Source organism: Sphingomonas sp. PP-F2F-G114-C0414, assembly GCF_003688595.1.
Lineage (GTDB): Bacteria > Pseudomonadota > Alphaproteobacteria > Sphingomonadales > Sphingomonadaceae > Sphingomonas.
The window spans coordinates 503326-521527 of record NZ_RCWT01000011.1 but is presented as its reverse complement, the minus strand read 5'-3'; the positions used below and the strand labels follow the sequence as shown (position 1 = coordinate 521527).

Annotated in this window: 21 protein-coding genes; 12 read left to right on the top strand and 9 right to left on the bottom strand. The window is 66.8% G+C overall.

Annotated elements, in window-relative coordinates:
- Nucleotides 1–45: 45 nt before the first annotated feature.
- On the top strand, nt 46–1713 hold the full coding sequence (locus C8J47_RS11510) for an MFS transporter (protein WP_121885749.1): 1668 nt from the start codon (nt 46–48) through the stop codon (nt 1711–1713).
- Between the two features lie 46 nt (nt 1714–1759).
- On the opposite strand, the gene C8J47_RS11505 is transcribed toward C8J47_RS11510, so the two are convergent.
- From C8J47_RS11505 to C8J47_RS11465, 9 genes are all read right to left on the bottom strand, one after another.
- Nucleotides 1760–2287: an AAA family ATPase gene (locus C8J47_RS11505; protein ID WP_121885748.1), complete on the bottom strand. Its 528-nt coding sequence runs from the start codon at nt 2285–2287 to the stop codon at nt 1760–1762.
- Between the two features lie 39 nt (nt 2288–2326).
- On the bottom strand, nt 2327–3094 hold the full coding sequence (locus tag C8J47_RS11500; RefSeq protein ID WP_121885747.1) for a FliA/WhiG family RNA polymerase sigma factor: 768 nt from the start codon (nt 3092–3094) through the stop codon (nt 2327–2329).
- The gene (gene flhA / locus C8J47_RS11495) at nt 3091–5151 is read right to left on the bottom strand and encodes a flagellar biosynthesis protein FlhA (RefSeq protein ID WP_121885746.1); all 2061 of its coding nucleotides are present in this window, start codon (nt 5149–5151) and stop codon (nt 3091–3093) included. The genes C8J47_RS11500 and flhA overlap by 4 nt, the downstream gene beginning before the upstream one ends.
- A 3-nt stretch (nt 5152–5154) precedes the next feature.
- Nucleotides 5155–6012 carry a lytic transglycosylase domain-containing protein gene (locus C8J47_RS11490; RefSeq protein WP_121885745.1) on the bottom strand — a complete coding sequence of 286 codons (858 nt, stop codon included), beginning with the start codon at nt 6010–6012 and terminating at the stop codon, nt 5155–5157.
- Between the two features lie 186 nt (nt 6013–6198).
- Nucleotides 6199–6516 (bottom strand): flagellar protein FlgN, encoded by a 318-nt coding sequence (locus C8J47_RS11485; RefSeq protein WP_121885744.1) that lies wholly within the window; start codon nt 6514–6516, stop codon nt 6199–6201.
- The gene (gene flgM / locus C8J47_RS11480) at nt 6503–6817 is read right to left on the bottom strand and encodes a flagellar biosynthesis anti-sigma factor FlgM (RefSeq protein ID WP_121885743.1); all 315 of its coding nucleotides are present in this window, start codon (nt 6815–6817) and stop codon (nt 6503–6505) included. The genes C8J47_RS11485 and flgM overlap by 14 nt, the downstream gene beginning before the upstream one ends.
- Nucleotides 6818–6915: 98 nt before the next feature.
- Nucleotides 6916–7410 (bottom strand): flagella basal body P-ring formation protein FlgA, encoded by a 495-nt coding sequence (locus C8J47_RS11475; RefSeq protein WP_121885742.1) that lies wholly within the window; start codon nt 7408–7410, stop codon nt 6916–6918.
- Nucleotides 7407–7961 carry a hypothetical protein gene (locus C8J47_RS11470; RefSeq protein ID WP_259467496.1) on the bottom strand — a complete coding sequence of 185 codons (555 nt, stop codon included), beginning with the start codon at nt 7959–7961 and terminating at the stop codon, nt 7407–7409. The genes C8J47_RS11475 and C8J47_RS11470 overlap by 4 nt, the downstream gene beginning before the upstream one ends.
- Entirely contained in the window at nt 7958–8641 is a 684-nt protein-coding gene (locus tag C8J47_RS11465; protein ID WP_121885741.1) for a motility protein A, read from the bottom strand. The genes C8J47_RS11470 and C8J47_RS11465 overlap by 4 nt, the downstream gene beginning before the upstream one ends.
- Nucleotides 8642–9385: 744 nt before the next feature.
- Here C8J47_RS11465 and C8J47_RS11460 point away from each other — a divergent pair.
- From C8J47_RS11460 to C8J47_RS11410, 11 genes are read left to right on the top strand one after another with little or no spacing between them, the layout of a single operon-like run.
- The gene (locus C8J47_RS11460; RefSeq protein ID WP_231420572.1) at nt 9386–9724 is read left to right on the top strand and encodes a flagellar basal body protein; all 339 of its coding nucleotides are present in this window, start codon (nt 9386–9388) and stop codon (nt 9722–9724) included.
- An 18-nt stretch (nt 9725–9742) separates the two neighbouring features.
- Nucleotides 9743–10138 (top strand): flagellar basal body rod protein FlgC, encoded by a 396-nt coding sequence (gene flgC, locus C8J47_RS11455; protein ID WP_056054208.1) that lies wholly within the window; start codon nt 9743–9745, stop codon nt 10136–10138.
- A gap of 2 nt (nt 10139–10140) precedes the next feature.
- On the top strand, nt 10141–10824 hold the full coding sequence (locus C8J47_RS11450; RefSeq protein ID WP_121885739.1) for a flagellar hook assembly protein FlgD: 684 nt from the start codon (nt 10141–10143) through the stop codon (nt 10822–10824).
- A 31-nt stretch (nt 10825–10855) separates the two neighbouring features.
- On the top strand, nt 10856–12136 hold the full coding sequence (locus tag C8J47_RS11445) for a flagellar hook protein FlgE (protein WP_056054214.1): 1281 nt from the start codon (nt 10856–10858) through the stop codon (nt 12134–12136).
- Nucleotides 12137–12162: 26 nt separating this feature from the next.
- Nucleotides 12163–12915, top strand: coding sequence for a flagellar basal-body rod protein FlgF (gene flgF / locus C8J47_RS11440; protein WP_056054217.1), 753 nt, complete (start codon nt 12163–12165; stop codon nt 12913–12915).
- Nucleotides 12916–12928: 13 nt separating this feature from the next.
- Nucleotides 12929–13717, top strand: a complete 789-nt coding sequence (gene flgG, locus C8J47_RS11435; protein ID WP_056054219.1) for a flagellar basal-body rod protein FlgG — start codon at nt 12929–12931, stop codon at nt 13715–13717.
- 2 nt (nt 13718–13719) lie between these two features.
- Entirely contained in the window at nt 13720–14415 is a 696-nt protein-coding gene (locus C8J47_RS11430) for a flagellar basal body L-ring protein FlgH (RefSeq protein ID WP_404969273.1), read from the top strand.
- 10 nt (nt 14416–14425) lie between these two features.
- The gene (locus C8J47_RS11425) at nt 14426–15517 is read left to right on the top strand and encodes a flagellar basal body P-ring protein FlgI (RefSeq protein ID WP_056054822.1); all 1092 of its coding nucleotides are present in this window, start codon (nt 14426–14428) and stop codon (nt 15515–15517) included.
- Nucleotides 15514–15849 carry a rod-binding protein gene (locus tag C8J47_RS11420; protein ID WP_235529792.1) on the top strand — a complete coding sequence of 112 codons (336 nt, stop codon included), beginning with the start codon at nt 15514–15516 and terminating at the stop codon, nt 15847–15849. Before C8J47_RS11425 ends, C8J47_RS11420 begins: the two co-directional genes overlap by 4 nt.
- Nucleotides 15846–17192, top strand: a complete 1347-nt coding sequence (gene flgK, locus C8J47_RS11415) for a flagellar hook-associated protein FlgK (protein ID WP_121885737.1) — start codon at nt 15846–15848, stop codon at nt 17190–17192. Before C8J47_RS11420 ends, flgK begins: the two co-directional genes overlap by 4 nt.
- A 5-nt stretch (nt 17193–17197) precedes the next feature.
- Nucleotides 17198–18118, top strand: a complete 921-nt coding sequence (locus tag C8J47_RS11410) for a flagellin (protein ID WP_121885736.1) — start codon at nt 17198–17200, stop codon at nt 18116–18118.
- The last annotated feature ends 84 nt before the right edge of the window (nt 18119–18202 follow it).

The window sequence follows — 18202 nt, the reverse complement described above, 5'->3', positions numbered from 1 at the left end:
CAACGCAGCAGAATCCCCACCCAACCCATCTGAGAGGATACCGCCATGGCGACGACAACAGGGGACGCATCGCCCCTTGGGCACGTGAAACAGAGCCAGCCGCTCATCATCATCGCGTCGTCGCTCGGCGCGGTGTTCGAATGGTATGATTTCTACCTCTACGGCCTGCTCGCGACGATCATCACCGCGCAGTTCTTCTCGGGCGTCAACGAGACCACCGGGTTCATCTTCGCGCTCGCGGCGTTTGCGGCGGGTTTCGCGGTGCGGCCGTTCGGTGCGCTGGTGTTCGGGCGGATCGGCGATGTCGTCGGGCGCAAGAATACCTTCCTCGTGACGATGGCGATCATGGGCCTGTCGACCTTCCTGGTCGGCCTGCTCCCGAGCTACGCGTCGGTCGGCGTCGCCGCGCCGATCGCGCTGGTGGTATTGCGCCTGTTGCAGGGCCTCGCGCTCGGTGGCGAATATGGTGGCGCTGCGACCTATGTCGCGGAGCACGCGCCCGACAAGAAGCGCGGGCTGTTCACCAGCTTCATCCAGACGACCGCGTCGCTCGGGCTGTTCGCGGCGCTGCTGATCGTCATCGGTGTCCGCACGCTGGTCGGCGAAGAGGCGTTCGCGGCATGGGGCTGGCGCATCCCGTTCATCGTCTCGATCGCGCTGCTCGCGGTGTCGCTCTGGATTCGCATGCAGCTCGAAGAGAGCCCGGTTTTCCAGAAGATGAAGGACGAGGGCAAGACCTCGAAGGCGCCGCTGACCGAGGCGTTCGGGCAGTGGAGCAACCTCAAGGTCGTGCTGATCGCGCTGTTCGGTGCGGTCGTCGGCCAGGGCGTCGTGTTCTACACCAGCCAGTTCTACGCGTTGTTCTTCCTCGAGAAGAATTTGCGCGTCGACGGGCCGACCACTAACATCCTGATCGCGATCGCACTGTTGATCGCAACGCCCGCGTTCATCTTCTTCGGCTGGCTGTCGGACAAGATCGGGCGGAAATACATCATCCTGACCGGCTGCGCGCTCGCCGCGCTGACGTACATGCCGCTGTTCCATGCATTGTCGAAGGCCGCCAACCCGGCGCTCTATGCCGCGCAGGCCAATTCGCCGGTGACGGTGGTGGCCAATCCGGACGAATGCTCGGTGCAGTTCGATCCGGTCGGCAAGAACAAGTTCGACAGCAGCTCGTGCGATATCGCCAAGGCGTATCTGGCAAAGGCCGGCATCTCCTATGCGAACGTGATCGCCCCCGCCGGCACGGTCGCGCAGATCAAGATCGGCGGCACGACCATCCCGGTCGTCAATCCGGCTGTCGTTACGGGTCCTGAAAAGGCGGCAGCGATCAAGGCGTTCGGTACCGAGGTGAAGACCGCCCTGACCGCGGTGGGCTACCCCGAAAAGGCAGACCCGGCGCAGATCAACAAGCCGATGGTCGTCGCGATCCTCGTCCTGCTCGTGCTGTACGTTACGATGGTCTACGGCCCGATCGCCGCGCTGCTGGTCGAGCTGTTCCCGACGCGGATCCGCTACACCTCGATGTCGCTGCCCTATCATATCGGCAATGGCTGGTTCGGCGGGTTCCTGCCGACCGCCGCGTTCGCGATGGTCGCGGCGACCGGGGATATCTATTACGGGCTCTGGTACCCGATCCTCGCCTGCGCGGTGACGGCGCTCGTGGGTCTCGTGTTCCTGCCCGAGACGTTCCGCCGGTCGCTGCATAGCTGACCGGAAATGGTCCGGGCCCCGCAGGATACGGGGTCCGGATCGACTTTCAGCGTAGCAAATCGTTCGACCGGTAGAAGGCGGCAAGCGCGCCGGTCGACTCGAGCGCCACTTTCGGCAGGTGGATAGCCTCGAACATCCGGGCATAGCGGGCTCGGTTGGCCCTAGTGGCGATGGTGATGTGGCGGATCATCGCCCATTTGACCGTGTCGCGACCACCCTCGAGCGCGCCGCGGCGATCATCATCGAACCAGCAGCGTTTCAGATAGCGGTAGAGGCTGACCGCGGTGGGGACATCGAGCAGGATGACCCCGGTGGCGCGCTCCAGCCGATGCGGGAGAAGCCGCGAATAATTGCCGTCCATAACCCAGCATGCGCCCAGAATCGCAGCGTCGTGCAACACGGCGAATTCGTCTGCGGGCCGCGGAACCCAGTCGGTATGCGGCAGATGGTGAAGCTGATCGAGGTGGATCGCGGTAAGCCCCCGCGCCTGCGATAGGGCGTCCGCCAGCGTGGACTTGCCGCTGTTGGATGGCCCCATGATGCAGATGCGCGGTCCGAGTTCGTCCAACGTCATCCGCGCCGATTACCCTTCCGCGCGCTGAAGCGACAGGGCTCAGGCAATCTGGCGGGCGAGTGCCTTCTTCAACTTCGCATGCGCGGACGCCTTGATCTGGCAAACGCGCGCCGAGCCCACGCCGAAGACTTCGCCGATCTCCTCGAGGTTGAGTTCCTCGACATAATAGAGCTGGATCACCTGCGCCTCGCGTTCGGGGAGCGCGGTGATCGCCTTGATCAAGGCCTCGCGCATGTCGCTGTCGGCGAGCTGCTCGAACGCATCCGGCGTGTCGTCGGCGAACCAGGGCAGGTCGTCGGCGTACATCTCGTCGATCGAGTCGAAGCGGATCGAGTCGGCGGTGACGTAGTCGGTGCGGAGTTTCTCGATCGTCACGCCGATATGCTCTGCGATCATGTCTTCTCCTGGGGCTTTCCCGGTGCGGGCGGTGAGCGTCGAGATCGCCTCGGCATACTGCCGACGGCGACGCATCGCGCCGCGCGTCGACGTCGCCTGGCGGCGGAGTTCGTCGATCATGCTGCCGCGCAAACGCGTGATCAGGTAGGTCTTGAACGGCATGCCGCGCTCGTCGAAATTCGCGGCGGCTTCGACCAGCGCGACCAGGCCGACCTGGATCAGGTCCTCGACCTCGACGCTGCTGCTCATGCTGCCATGCACGTGCCAGGCGATCCGGCGGACCAGCGGCAGATGCTGTTTGACGAGCTGATCCGCGTCGCCGCCGGGGCGTTGGTGTGGGCGGTAGGTAAGCGGCTGGCCTGTATAGGGCTGCGCATCGTCGAACGCACCGCGCATCGGAAGCGCGCTCACGCTGCGAGCGCCTGCTGCGAGGCACCGATGACCGCGACGACTTCGACCGCCTTCTCCTCGGGCACTTCGAAGAACGACATCACCGGCGTGTCGGGCAGGCACGTCCTGACCAGCTTGCGGATGGCGATGCGGATGGTCGGCTGGACGACCAGCGCGAACGGCTTCGCCTCGGCGATCAGCGGTTCGGCGGCGCGTTGCAGCGCCTCGACGATGCGGCGGCCGAGATCGGGTTCGATGACGTGGCGGCGCGATTGATCGGCGCGCATCGCCTGGCCGAGCAGACCTTCCAATTGACCCTCCAACGTCATGACGCGCAGCGGTTCGCGCACGCCGCACAGTTTCTGGATGATGAGCGCGCCGAGTTCGGGACGGATCGTCTCGATGATCTCCTCGGCGTCCTGCGTGCGCTGCGCGGCGACCGCGATGGCGCCGGCGATGCGACGGAATTCCTTGAGCGGCACGTTCTCCGCGAGCAGGCCTTTCAGGACCTGCGTCAGCGTCGTGATCGGCAGCGGCGCGAGTGCGGCGACCAGCTGCGCGGCGCGCTCCTTGAGACCATCGAGCAGCGCCTGCACTTCGTCCTGGCCGAGCAGCTCGGCCGCGTTCTGGCCGAGCAGGTGGTTGAGGTGCGTCGCCATCACCGTGCCGGGATCGACCACGAGATAGCCAGCACCGGTCGCGGCATCGGCGTCGCCCGCGTCGACCCAGGTCGCGTCGAGGCCGAAGGTGGGATCCTTGACCTTCTTACCGAACAGATCGCCAAACGCTTGGCCGGTGTCGAGCGCGAGCATCTCGTCGGGCGATACGGTGTCCTCGCCGACGACCACGCCGTTGACGAGGATGCGGTAGACGTAGGGCGCGAGGTTGATGTCGTCGCGGACGCGGACCTGCGGCACGACGAAGCCCAGTTCCTTCGACAGCTGGCGGCGCACGCCGGTGATCCGCCCCATCAGCGGCGACCCGCGACGCTCGTCGGCAAGCGGCACGAGGCCGTAACCGATGTCGAGATTGACCTGCATGCCATCCGTAACTTCCTCCCAGCCGATCTTCGACTGGTCGATCGTCTCGACGGGGACGACCACGACGGGGGCAGGACGGCGCTCGATCTGGCGCAGCTTCCACGCGGCGAACCCGGCGATCGCCGCTGCCGGCAGGATGACCATGTGCGGCATGCCGGGCAGGATGCCGAGCAGCGCGAGGATGACTGCGACAGGCGTCCAGGTGCGGGGCGACCCGAACTGGCCGCCGATCTGGCCGGCAAGGTCCTTGTCGGAGGTGACGCGCGTGACGATCGAGGCGGCGGCGATCGACAGCATCAGCGACGGCAGCTGCGCGACGAGCGCGTCGCCGATCGCTAGCAGGATGTAGTTGTGCGCGGCATCGGCGATCGTCATGCCGTGGCTGACGGGTCCGAGGATCAGGCCGCCGATGATGTTGGCGGCGAGGATCAGCATCGCGGCGACCGCATCGCCCTTCACGAACTTCGACGAGCCGTCCATCGAGCCGTAGAAATCGGCTTCGGTCGAGACTTCGACGCGGCGTGCCTTGGCTTCGTCGGGGGTGATGAGGCCGGCGTTGAGGTCGGCGTCGATCGCCATCTGCTTGCCGGGGAGGGCGTCGAGCGTGAAGCGCGCGCTGACTTCGGACACGCGGCCGGCGCCCTTGGTGACGACGATCATGTTGATGATCATCAGGATCGCGAACACGAAGATGCCGACGACGTAATCGCCGCCGATCAGGAACGTGCCGAACGCCTCGATGACGTGACCCGCCGCGCTCTCGCCCTCGTGGCCGTGGACCAGCACGATGCGGGTGGAGGCGACGTTTAGGCCGAGGCGGAAAAGGGTGGCGAACAGGAGGACGGTCGGGAAGGCGGAGAAATCGAGCGGCTTCTGTGCGTTCAGGGCGACCATCAGCACCGCGAGGCTGATAGCGATGTTCGCCACGAAGAAGATGTCGAGCATGAACGCCGGGATCGGCACGACCATGACGAGCACGAGCAGCAGGATCGCAAGCGGCAGGACCGACGCGCGCGCGTTGGAGAGAATGCGGTTCATCGCTTAGCCGCCCAGCCGTGCGAGCATCATGTAGGCGAGGCGCGCGGTGTCGGGCGTCGGGCGCAGGACGTTCACCGCGGCCTGCGTCGTCTTGCCGGTGAACCTGCCCATCGCGGTAGTTGCCCAGGCGAGCGCGTCGTCGGCGCTTTCGTTGTTGCCGGTGATGACCGTGCTGCCGTTCATGTCGCCCCCCAGCTCGAGCGCCTGCGCGGCGTAGTTGGCGGGCGTCGCGGTCGCGCTTGCCCCCGCGGCGGCACCGCCGAGCTTGTCGGCGAAGCGGTCGTAGATCGCCGACAGCGTGCGCGGCTGGTTGTTCGAATCGTAGAAGACGTTGTGGTTCGCGCGTGCCGCGGCGGGGAAGAGCGCGGCGCCGCTCGCCTGCGGGTTGGCCTGCATCGTCTTGAGGAACTTGGTCGCGCCACCGAGACCCATGAAGTGCGCCATGTAGAGGTCGGTGCCGGACGCGGGACGGTTCAGCGTGCCTTCGAGCGAGGCCTTGTTGTCCGACGCATATTCGGCGGCCATCAGCGAGGCGGCATTGGGATCGTTGCGGAGCGCGAGGATTGCCGCCTTGGTGCCGGCGTCGCCGACCGAGAGGCGGCCGCTCGACGACTGGCCGATGCTGTTCGCGGCCCACGCCATGCCGTGTTCGGCGCCGTGCTTCTTGACGACGGAGAGCCAGCTCTGTTCGATGAACTGGTAGAGGCCCGATGCGCTCGACGTGCCGGCCTTGGCATTGGCGTTGAGCCCGCTCTCGAGCTTCGCCTGGCCCAGCAGATAGTCGAAATCCACGCCCGTCTTGCTGCTCGCAAGCGCGATCGCGGACTGGATCCGGCCGGTAGTGATAGGATTGACGGTCATGCCCGTGTGCGGTGCCCCTGGTTCAGGGGATACTCAGCAAGGGGCGTGCCAGTTTTTGTATTCGGTTCCCGTAACGCCGTCATCCTGACGAAAGTCAGGATCCAGAGCCATGTAGCGCCGTCCCCAGTTACCCTGGATCCTGACTTTCGTCAGGATGACGGAGTGGGGGAAGGCTGAGCGCGCTACTTAAGCGTACGCCGCCCTCAACCCCGGCCGATATCCGGCAACGGCACCATCGCCGGTCAGGGTTTGCAGGCGGCGGCGAACATTTGCCGCCATCAAATTGGTGTAGATCCGGCACGTCTCGTTGAGCCGGTTCGCCTCGTCGGCCAGCTCGCGGATCTCGGTGCCGGCGGGGCCGGTGCCGAGCAACGCAACCTGTTCGATCCCGGCGAGCTTGTCGGCGGTCGCGCGCTCGAGGCTGGCGACGTCGTTCGACTTCAGCGCGGCGATCTCGGCATGCAGCGAGTCGATCACGCGGATCAGGGCTTCACGCCGCTTCATTGGAATTCCAGGCCAGGCTGAGCGCCATCAGCCGATCGGCGATGGTCGCGGGAAGGATGGGGAAGGTGCCGCTGGCGATCGCCTTCTTGATCTCGGCGACGCGAGTCGCGTTGACCGGGGGCGACGAGGCCATCGTCTTCGCCAGTGCCAACGAGTCCGAGAGGACCGAGGGCTGGGCCGATGCCTGCGACGATGCCTGCTGTACCGGCGTCTGAACGGCCGTCGTCGGCGTCGCGGCGGCGACGCGCGCGACGGAGCGATCTCCTGCTACTGACGGCTTCGCGCCGATCGAATCCACCATGTCCGCATCCTTTGGTTTGCGCTGACATCAGGAGATACGACCGCACGCTCGAAAGCTTTAGCAAAATTAAACCGTTCGAAAATCCGGGTCGACCGGGCTCAGTTCGACCAGCCGGGCAGCGTGGCGTGGCCAGCCTCGACCGCGATCGCCTGGACCGGCGTGCGGGTGTCGTCGACCTTCACCATGAACCGACCGCCAGGCGCGGCATCGCCCATCGCGACGCCCTCGCGGCTGATCGAAAAGCCGTCGGTGCCGGCCTCGATCACGATCGGATCGCCGCGCTTGATCACCGGCGGAAGCTTGGCGACGGGGACGAACGACGCGGCGATCGCGGCGGGCGCGCTCGCCGGCCGGATCACTGGCACGAAGATCCGCCACGCCGGCCCGGCGCACGAGACGACGACCGCGTCATGCTGTTCGGAGCGCCACGACAGCGACACCGTCGGGCAGGTCGCAAGCCGCAATCGCGCGTCGACCGGCGTGCGCGCGCCGCCCTCGGCGCCGGTCGGGCGGCCAGTGAAGGCCGCGACCGAGGCGTCGAGGGTGGTGGTGTCCTGGAAGCTCGCGGCGACCAGCAGGAGGGGAAGAATCATGGCATGGTCCTCATCGGGGCGATCTTCTGCATGGGAGCGGTCTTCTGCGGCTCGCCGACGAAGGCGAGCGAGACGATGGCGGCCCGGCGGCCGGGTTTGGTCGTGGTGACGATCGTCACGCGCGACGGCGCGACCGCCGACAGCGCGGCGGCGACGGTGCGGGCGCGGTCGGCGGCGAGGATCGCGGCGCTGCCGGTGGTGGGGTCGACATCGGCGGGGGTGCCGTCGGTCGAGCCGGTGACGGTCAGCATCATGCGCGGATCGCGCCCGGCCTCGCGCGCCCAGGCGACGAGCGCGCCGGGGCTGGTCGGCATGATCGCCGAGCCGGGCGCGAAATCGAGCATGCCCGCGGCGGCGACCGGCATCGGCGTCGGTTCGGCGACGGGCGCGCCGAAACCCTTGCGGATGCCCTTGGCCAGATCGCGCGCGCCGAGATGCTGGCTCGCCTGGACGAGCACGAGGAAACCGACGAGCAGGAGCGCGAGATCGGCGAGCGTCATCAGCCACAGCGGTTTGCCGGGCGGCGTCTCGGGATAGTCGCTCGTGGTCATGCTGCCGAAACCGCCGGGACCAAGGTCGGCAGCGGGGTCGATGCGACATAGCCGCGCGGCGTCTCGCGCTCGGCGAGCGCCACCAGCGGCGCTTCGATCCGCGCACGTTCGAATGCTTCGGTACGGCCTTGCGCGCGGAGGCGGTTGGCGATCGGCATGAACACCAGATTGGCGAGCAGCGCCCCATAGAGCGTCGCGAGCAGCGCGACCGCCATCGCGCCGCCGATCGCGTCGGGGTTGTTCATCGTCGCGAACATCTGCGCGAGGCCGATCAGCGTGCCGACCATGCCCATCGCCGGCGCGGCCTCGGCAGCGCCCGCCCAGGCATCGGCGGCGGCGACGTGGCGCTCGATCCGCGCGCGACGACGATGCTGGACGAGAGTCGCGACGCTGTTGGCCGTCCCGCCGTCGACGATCGCGGCGATCCCGGCGGCGACGTCAGTGTCGGTGATGACCGAGCGATCGAGCGCCATCACGCCGTGGCGCTTGGCGATCCGCGACAGCGCGGTGATCTGCTGCAGCAACGGATCGGCGTCGAACCGGGCGCGACCGAGGATGGTGACCGCGGCGAGCGCGCGGCCGAGGTCGCGGGCGGGCGTGCGCAGGACGACGGCGAGCGCGGTGCCGCCACCGACGATGGCGAGCGCGACGGGATCGAACAGGAGGTCGGGGGTGATCATACGCGCGATCTCTGCAAGGTGTGGGCCAGTTTTGGGGGCGTTGTGGGAGGGCGTGGTGGCTGCGCTCCTTGTGAACGGGGAGCTGGGCGCGTTGGTCGCGAGCTGCGGTGCTCGCCAAGCGGCCCACCCACCCCCGGCCCCTCCCTTCATGAGGGAGGGGGGAAGTAAGCTGTGGGTTGTTGGGTGAGGCCCGATCCTTCCCCTAGGCCACCACCCCGGCGAAGGCGGGGCCCAATTGGGAAACGTCGCTAACTCAAGGGGGGGGCTTCGTTGCTGCGACCTTGCCAATTGGGCCCCGGCCTTCGCCGGGGTGGTGAAACTGACTGGCTGGCGTATCCGCTAGGGATGGGGAGGGGGGCGTGGTGGCTCCTCCTTGTTCTCCCGCGAAGGCGGGAGTCCAGTCTGGGTCCCCGCCTTCGCGGGGAAACATTGGGTGTAGCGGGATATTCGCCGAAGCCTTCTCCCCTCCCTCGTGAAGGGAGGGGCTGGGGGTGGGTGGGCTGCTTGGCTGCCGTGCCCGCCGAACATTCTCTAACCCCTTCACAAACTGGGTGAGCTGCGAACCGGCAACCGCGTTGCCGCCAATCACTGCCGCACCGGCAAGCCGTTGCCGTTCGCCCTGCTGCTTGCTTGCCGCCCGCCTGCCGTCGACCGGCAAAGCCACATCCTCCACCCACATCGCGAAAACTGGCACGGGCATTGCTTATGTCCGGTTGCGCAACGGTTGCGCCGGGAGACAGGCCTGTGTCAGGCGACACGCTTTTCGGAGTTCATGGGGCGGCACTCGAGGTGCGCTCGCAGCGCATGGGCGTGCTGGCGTCGAACATCGCCAACGCGTCGACGCCGGGCTTCAAGGCGCGCGACATCGATTTCAACGCGGCGCTCGCGTCGGTCGAGAACGATGGCGGCACGAGTGCCGCGACCAAATACCGCGTCGCGACGCAGACCTCGCTCGATGGCAACACCGTCGAGCTGAGCCACGAGCAGACCGCGTTCGCCGAGAACGCCGTCCAGTATCAGACGACGCTGTCGTTCCTGAACGGGCGGATCAGCACGATCACCCGCGCGCTGAAGGGGGAATAAGACGTGTCCAACCAGCCCATGACGATCTTCCAGGTGGCCGGCCGCGCGATGTCCGCGCAGCTTGTCCGGATGAACACGACCGCGTCCAACCTCGCCAACGCCGGCGGCACGACCGGATCGGCCGAGACCGCGTACAAGTCGATGCGGCCGGTGTTCCGCACCAGCTTCGACGCGGCGAGCGGCATGTCGACGGTCGACGTCGAGCGCGTCGTCAGCGCCGGCGAAGCGCCGACCAAGCGCTACGATCCCGACAATCCGATGGCGGACAAGGATGGCAACATCTTCGAGGCGTCGGTCGATGAAACCCGCGAGATGGTCGACATGATGGAGACCGCGCGGAGCTACCAGAACAACGTCGAAGTGATGAACACGGCCAAGTCGCTCATCATCGATACCCTCAAGCTAGGCCGCTGATCATGGCGACATCTTTCGATTCCACGCTGAACAGTCTCGGTATCGCGCGCACCTCGACGGCGGCGGCCAAGACGGCGACCCCATCGGGCTCGTCGAACCTCGGCCAGTCCGATTTCCTGAAGCTGATGACCGCGCAGATGCAGAACCAGGACCCGTTCAACCCGGTCGACAACACCCAGATGGTCGCGCAGATGGCGCAGATCTCGACCACCTCGGGCATATCCGAGATGAATTCGACGATGAAGGCGATCGCCGACAAGCTCGGCGTCACCAGCACCAGCGAAGCGATGGGCTATGTCGGCAAGACCGTGCTGACCGCCGGCACGACCGCGTACGGCCGGACCGGCGGCGGGATCGCCGGATCGGTCGAGCTGGCCGCCGCGGCGTCGGGCGTCAACGTGACGATCAGCGACGCGAGCGGCGCCGCGCTCAAGACGATGGCGCTCGGGCCGCAGGCCAAGGGCACGATCGGCTACGACTGGGACGGCAAGAACGCCGCCGGGGTCGATGCCGGCAATGGCCCCTTCACGATCAGCGTCGCGGCACAGAGCGGCGGCGCCGCGGTCGGCGCGACCAATCTGGTCTGGGCGCCGGTCCAGTCGGTCTCGACCACCACCGGTTCCGCCGTCCTTACTCTCCCCGGCATCGGCGAAGTGCCGGCCAGCGCCATCCGCCAGATCGGCTGATCGCACCCCCTAATTTCAAGGAGTTCACCGCATGTCTTTCTATACCTCGCTTTCCGGTCTCCAGGCTTCGCAGGCCGAAATGGCGACGATCTCGCACAATCTGGCGAACGTCTCGACCAACGGCTTCAAGAAGAGCCGCACCGATTTTGCCGACGTGATCGCCTCGAGCGTGTCGGTCGCGCCGTCGCAGCAGGTTGGCTCGGGCGTCATGGTCAAGGGCAACCGCCAGCAGTTCGGGCAGGGCAATCTGCTCCAGTCGGCGAGCGCGCTCGACCTCGCCGTGTCGGGCGACGGTTTCTTCGCGGTCAAGCCCGATCCGAGCTCGGCGACGGTCAACTACACGCGCAACGGCTCGTTCCTGGTCGACGCCAACAACAACGTCACCGACGCGAACGGCAACTTCCTCCAGGTCTATCCGGTCGACGGTTCGGGCAACGTCATCCAGGCGAGCATGAACACGCTGCAGAACCTGACGCTGCCCGCGACCAGCGGCGCGCTGAAGGCGACGCAGGACGTCAAGCTGGGTGTCAACCTGAACGCCAACACCGCGCAGCCGGCGAACGCGACGTTCAACCGCCTCGACGTGTCGTCGTACAACCAGGCGACGACCACCTCGGTCTATGACTCGCAGGGCAATCCGATGGCGATGACGAGCTATTACGTCCGCGATACGGCGCCGATCGCAACGCCCCAGGGCGGCACCGCCGACCTGTCGTCGACCTGGTCGGTCTACAGCTTCGTCGGCGACAAGCCGATGACGGCAGGCGGCAGCGACAGCGTGAAATTGCAGTTCGGCAGCACCGGGCAGCTGATAGCTCCGGCGGCCAAGACCACGTTCGACGCGTTCACCCCGGCCAGCGGGTCGGCGCAGGCGATCAGCCTCGACCTGACCGCGAGCACGCAGAGCGCGGCGTCGTTCAAGGTTGCCACGCAGACGCAGGACGGCCTTGCGGTCGGCCAGTTGCAGGGCGTGACCGTCGACGATGCCGGGATCGTCAAGGCGAGCTTCTCGAACGGCGACGTCAAGGCTCTGGGCCAGGTGGCACTCGTCAACTTCTCGAACCCGTCGGGTCTGCGCCAGCTCGGTGACAGCGGCTGGGCATCGACCGGCGTCTCGGGCAGCCCGATCGCCGGCACGGCTGGTCAGCGTGGCCTCGGCAACCTGATGTCGGGGACGATCGAACGATCGAACGTCGACATCACCGAGGAGCTGGTCAATTTGATCGCGGCACAGCGCAATTTCCAGGCGAATTCGAAGGCGCTGGATACCGCCAGCCAGATTTCGCAGACCATCTTCAACATCCGCAGCTGACCGAAAAAGCGCGCAGGGGACCCTGAATGGACAAGCTGGTCTACACCGCGGCGTCGGGCCTGCGTGCGCACATGGCGGCGCAGGCGGCGATCGCCAACAACATGGCGAACGCGTCGACGACCGGATTCCGCGCCGATCGCGTGGTGTTCGACCGGATGAACCTGAAGGGCGACGGCACCACGCTGGAGGCACGCGCGCCGACCTCCGAGGAGGTCACCGACGCGGACCGGTCGCCGGGCGCCATCCAGCAGACCGGGCGGCCGCTCGATGTCGCGATCACCGGCACCACCGCGTGGCTGGCGGTGCAGGCATCGGACGGCTCGGAGGCATACACGCGGCGGGGGGACCTGGAGGTCGCGCCATCGGGCGTGCTGCAGACCGGCGACGGGCATCCGGTGATCGGCTCGGGGGGGCCGATCACGCTGCCGCCCTACCAGTCGCTGTCGATCGCCGGCGACGGGACGATTTCGATCGTGCCGCAGGGTGGCGACGCGAAGAACCCGCAGGTCATCGACAAGCTCAAGCTCGCCGACACCAAGGGGTCGGAGACGGTCAAGGGCCTCGACAACCTGCTGCGCGTCAAGGGCGGGGGGACGCTGCCCGAGGATCTCGATGCGAAGGTGCAGGGCGGGGCCATCGAGGGATCGAACGTCAACATGACGCAGGCGCTGGTCGACATGATCGAGAACCAGCGCAGTTACGAAGTCCAGGCCAATATGTTGAAGTCCGCCAAGGACATGGATGAAAGCGGCGCATCCGTGATGCGCCTGCCGAGCTAGAAGGAACCGACGAATGTCATCCGCAGCCATGCATATCGCGCGTACCGGGCTCGACGCCCAGGATATGCGCATGCGCGTCATCTCGAACAATCTCGCCAACGTGAACACGACGGGCTTCAAGAAGGACCGCGCCGCGTTCGAGACGCTCGCCTACCAAGTCGTGACGACACCGGGCGCGCAGAGCACGTCCGAGACCAAATACGCGACCGGGCTCAATCTCGGCACCGGCGTCAAGATCCAGGGCACCGCGCGCGTCGATACGCAGGGCGCGATGCAGACGACCGGCAACAGCCTCGATCTCGCGCTCGACGGCGACGGCTATTTCCAGGTGCAGATGCCCGGCGGGACGCTCGGCTATACGCGCTCGGGCAATTTCTCGCGCTCGGCAGAAGGTCTGCTGGTCACCAGCGAAGGCTATCAGGTGCAACCCGGTATCACCGTGCCGCAGGGCACGACCGCGATCACGATCGGGTCGGACGGCACCGTGTCGGCGACCGTCCCCGGCCAGACCGAAGCGACCCAGCTCGGCCAGATCCAGGTGGCGAACTTTCCGAACGGCGCAGGGCTCCAGGCGACCGGCGACAATTACCTCGTCGAGACCGCGGCGAGCGGCGCGGCCAATGTCGGCGTCGCGGGCCAGGACGGTCGCGGCAACATCAAGCAGGGCATGCTCGAAGCGTCGAACGTCAACGTCGTCGAGGAACTCGTCGACATGATCGAGACGCAGCGTGCGTACGAGGTGAATTCGAAGATGATCTCGGCGACCGACGACATGCTCAAATACGTCAACCAGAACATCTGATCATGACCCGCACCGCTTCCCATTCCGTCGTGCTGATGACCGCGATCGCGCTCGCCGGGTTCGCGTCGTCCGCAGCCGATGCCGGCATCTTCGGCAAGAAGCTGCCGCCCGAGGATTTCTCGGTCGCGCGGCCTCTTCCGGTCGTGCCGGTGCCGGTCGTCGCGACGGGCTCGATCTTCCAAGCGCAGGATGGTTACGCAGCGCTCTACGAAGGCTGGCGCGCGCGGAAAGTCGGCGATCCGCTAACGATCGTGCTCGTCGAGCGGACCGCCGCGTCGAAGACGTCGGGCTCGAAGCTCGACAGCAATGGCGGCGCGAGCATCACGCCGCCGACCACCGGCGCGCTCAACCTGTTCAACAAGACCGATGCGGCGATTAGCGGTGGGCGCAATTTCAACGGCACCGGCGCCGCCGACCAGACGAACTCGCTGTCGGGCGAAGTCAGCGTGACGGTTGCGCAGGTTTATCCCAACGGGACGATGCTGGTGCAGGGCCAGAAGCGCGTGACGCTCAACCGCGGCGACGAGTTCCTGAAGATCAAGGGTCTGGTCCGTACCGCCGACGTCGACGCCAACAACCGCGTGCTGTCGACCCGGGTCGCCGACGCGCAGATCTCGTACACCGGCAAGGGCGACGTCGCCCGCGCCGGCCGCCAGGGGTGGCTCGGCCGCTTCTTCTCCGTCGTCAGCCCGTTCTAAGGCCGTGACCATGCGCTTCCTGCTCGCCCTTTTCGCATCGCTCCTGATCGCAGGTCCGGCCTCGGCCGACCGGATCAAGGATCTGGGCGGGTTCCAGGGGATCCGATCGAACCAGCTGACCGGCTACGGCATCGTCGTGGGGCTCCCCGGCACCGGTGACGACAATCTCGAATACACCGTGCAATCGCTGAAGGCGGTTGCTTCGCGCTTCGGCCTCCAGCTGCCGCCGACCGCCAACCCGGGGATGAAGAACGCGGCGGTGGTGATGATCACCGCCGAACTGCCGCCGTTCGCGAAACCCGGCCAGCGGCTCGACATCACCGTGGCGTCGATGGGCAAGGCCAAGTCGCTCCGCGGCGGTAGTCTGATCATGACGCCGCTGCTCGGTGCGGATAACCAGATCTATGCGATGGCGCAGGGTAACCTCGCCGTGGGTGGCCTCGGGGCCGAAGGTGCGGACGGGTCGAAGATCGTCGTCAACGTGCCCTCGACCGGGCGTATTCCCGAGGGGGCGACGGTCGAACGTGCGGTCGCGACCGGGTTCGACAGCGCGCCGATGCTCACGTTCAACCTCGCGCGTGCGGATTTCACGACCGCGCAGAATGTCGCGGGCGCGATCAATTCCAAGCTCGGGTTCGGCAGCGCGCAAGCGATCGACGCGGTCTCCGTTTCGGTGCGCGCGCCGATCGGGGCGGACGTCCGGGCCACGCTGATGTCGACGATCGAGAATCTCGACGTCGTGTCCGCCGAACCCTCGGCCAAGGTGATCGTCAACGCGCGCACCGGCACCGTCGTGATCAACTCGGCGGTTCGGGTCGGCCCGGCGGCGATCACGCACGGCAAGATGACGGTGCGGATCGACGAGAAGCCGCAGGTCAGTCAGCCCGCCCCGTTCAGCCAGGGCCAGACCGCGATCACCCCGAACAGCCGCGTCGCGGTCGAGGAGGAGCGTCGCCCGATGTTCCTGCTCGCACCCGGCCCCAAGCTCGCCGACATCGTTAAGGCGGTCAACGCGATCGGCGCATCGCCGGCCGATCTGGTCGCGATCCTCGAGGCGCTGAAGGAAGCCGGCGCACTCAAGGCCGAGTTGATCGTCCTGTGAGCGCGATCACGACACCCACGCTCGCGACGACCGCGACCACCGGGATCTCGACCGACACGAGCCGGCTGAAGTCGAAGGACAATCTCGACAAGGCCGGGCAGAAGTTCGAGGCGGTGTTCACCGGCATGATGCTGAAGAGCATGAGGCAGGCGAAACTGGCCGATCCAATCTTCGATTCGAAGGCGATCGACACCTTCACCGACATGCAGGACGGGCTGATCGCGAAGTCGATGGCCGAGCACACGCCGCTCGGCATCGGCAAGGCGATGACCGATTTTCTCAGCAAATCTCAATCGGATATTAACCCGGCGGCGACAGACTCACCGCCATGAGCGATCTCCTTTCGATCGGCGCGTCGGGCGTCCGCGCGTACCAGACCGCGTTGTCCACGGTGTCGGAGAACATCGCGAACACCGGCACCGCGGGCTATACCCGGCGGACGACGACGCTTGGCGAAGTCGCGTCGATCGGAGGCGGGATCGCTGCGCGGACGTCGTCGAACGGCAGCGGAGTGGTCGTCGTCGGCATCGGTCGCAGCGCCAATGCCTATCGCTCGCAGGCGGTGCGCAGCGCCGGCACCGATCTGGCCAAGACCGAAACCAGCATTGCCTGGATGAGCCGGATCGAGACGTCGCTGGGCGACAACAAGCTCGGCGACCGGCTCACCAGCTTCTTCGGCGCGGCGCAGACGTTGTCGGCCGATCCGACCTCGATTCCGGCACGCGCGGCGATGCTCGAGTCGGCAGGCAGTGCTGCTGCCGCCTTCGCGACCACCGGCAAGGCGCTCGATACCGCGACCGCCGAACTCGATGCGACGACCTCGCAGGCGGTCGATTCGCTCAATTCGCTCGGCACCGCGCTCGCCAAGATCAACGACGGTATCGCCCGGTCGCAGCCGGGTTCGTCGAGCGCGGCGCAGCTTGCCGACCAGCGCGACCAGGTGCTCGACCAGATGAGCACGCTGACCGACGTGAACACGTCGTTCGACGGTCTTGGTCGCGCGACGGTGCGGCTCGGCGGTGCGGCAGGACCGGCGTTCGTCGTCGGCTCCGACAGTGGCCAGGCAGCGTACGCCCGCAACGACGAAGGCGCGGTGCAGTTCACGGTCACGCAAGGCGGCGCCACCTCGACGCTGTCGCCGTCGGGCGGCGCGCTCGCCGGGTTTGCCGACGGAGCGCAGCGGCTTGTCGCGGCCCGCGACGGGCTGAACGCGATCGCCAAGGATTTCACCGCGCAGGTCAATGCGGTCCAGGCACAGGGGCGCGATCTCGACGGCAAGGCCGGTACCGCGATGTTCGCGACCGGCGATACGCCGACCGATATCTCGGTGGCACTGACCGACCCGCGCGGGATCGCCGCCGCGGGTGCGAACGGCAGCATGCGCGACGCGTCGAACCTGGCCGCGTTGCAGACGATCCGGTCGAGCGGCGGGTTCGAGACGCGCACGGTCAACCTGATCGCCGGCAATGCCGCCGCACTCCAGCAGCGCACGACCGTGGCCGATGCGCAGAGCGCGATCCGCGACGGCGCGGTCAGCGCGCTCGCGTCGGCGTCGGGGGTCGATCTCGATAGCGAGGCGGTCGATCTGCTGCGCTTCCAGCAGGCCTATCAGGCGTCGAGCCGGGTGATCCAGACCGCGCGCGACACCTTCCAGTCCATCCTCGAGATTCGGTAACGCCCATGCAGATCCCGACGAGCCTTTTCTACGACCGGTCGTCGGCGGCCATGACGTCTCTGTCCAGCAAGGCGGATGCACTGAATGCGCAGATCTCGACCGGCAAGCGGTTCACCGCGCCGTCGCAGGACAGTGTTGCGTATCAGCGGCTGGCCGGGCTCGCGCGCGATACCGCCAACGACAAGGCCTATGCCGCCAACCTCGGCACCGCCGAATCGGTGTTGAAGCAGGGCGATACCAGTCTCAGCGCGATGTCCGATCAGTTGCAGAACGCGACTGTGCTGGTGACGCAGGCGAAGAACGGCACGCTGAGTGCGCTGGACCGCAAGGCGATCGGCGAGCAGATCGCCGGGATCGTCGCCTCGCTGACGAATATCGCCAACGCGAAGGACGCGCGCGGCCAGCCGTTGTTCGGCGGGTCGGACGGGGCCGCGGCAGTCGCGACCGATGGCAGCTACGCGCTGGCGTCGAAGCCGGTTACCGGAATCCCGATCGGCGACGGTCAGAGCGTGCAGGCCAACGAAACCGCCGCACGGATCTTCACCGTCGGCGGAAAGACCAACGCGGATGGCAGCGTCGGCGGGGGCACCAACACGCTGGCGATGCTGTCGGCGATCGCGACCGCGCTGCAATCGGATGATTTCAAGGCGAGTTCGCTCGATACGTCGCTGGCCGATATCAGTGCGGCCTCCGATCAGGTGTCGACCGTCCAGGCCTCGCTCGGCGCACGCGCGGCGCGGGTCGATCTGGAGAGTTCGCGGCTGACCGATGTCGCCGCGGACCGCGAGGAGACCCGCTCGGGTCTCGAGGACACCGATGCCACGACCACGTTCATCGAGCTGCAAAAGACGATGACGATCCTGTCGGCGACGCAGGCGAGCTTTACGAAGCTGTCGGCGTTGTCATTGTTCGATTATCTTCGCTGACGGCTGCGTTCGGTAACCGGATGGCTACGAAATCCGGTTAATTCCCTGGCTACGCACTTGCTATCGTCGGCCCAGAGGGAATTT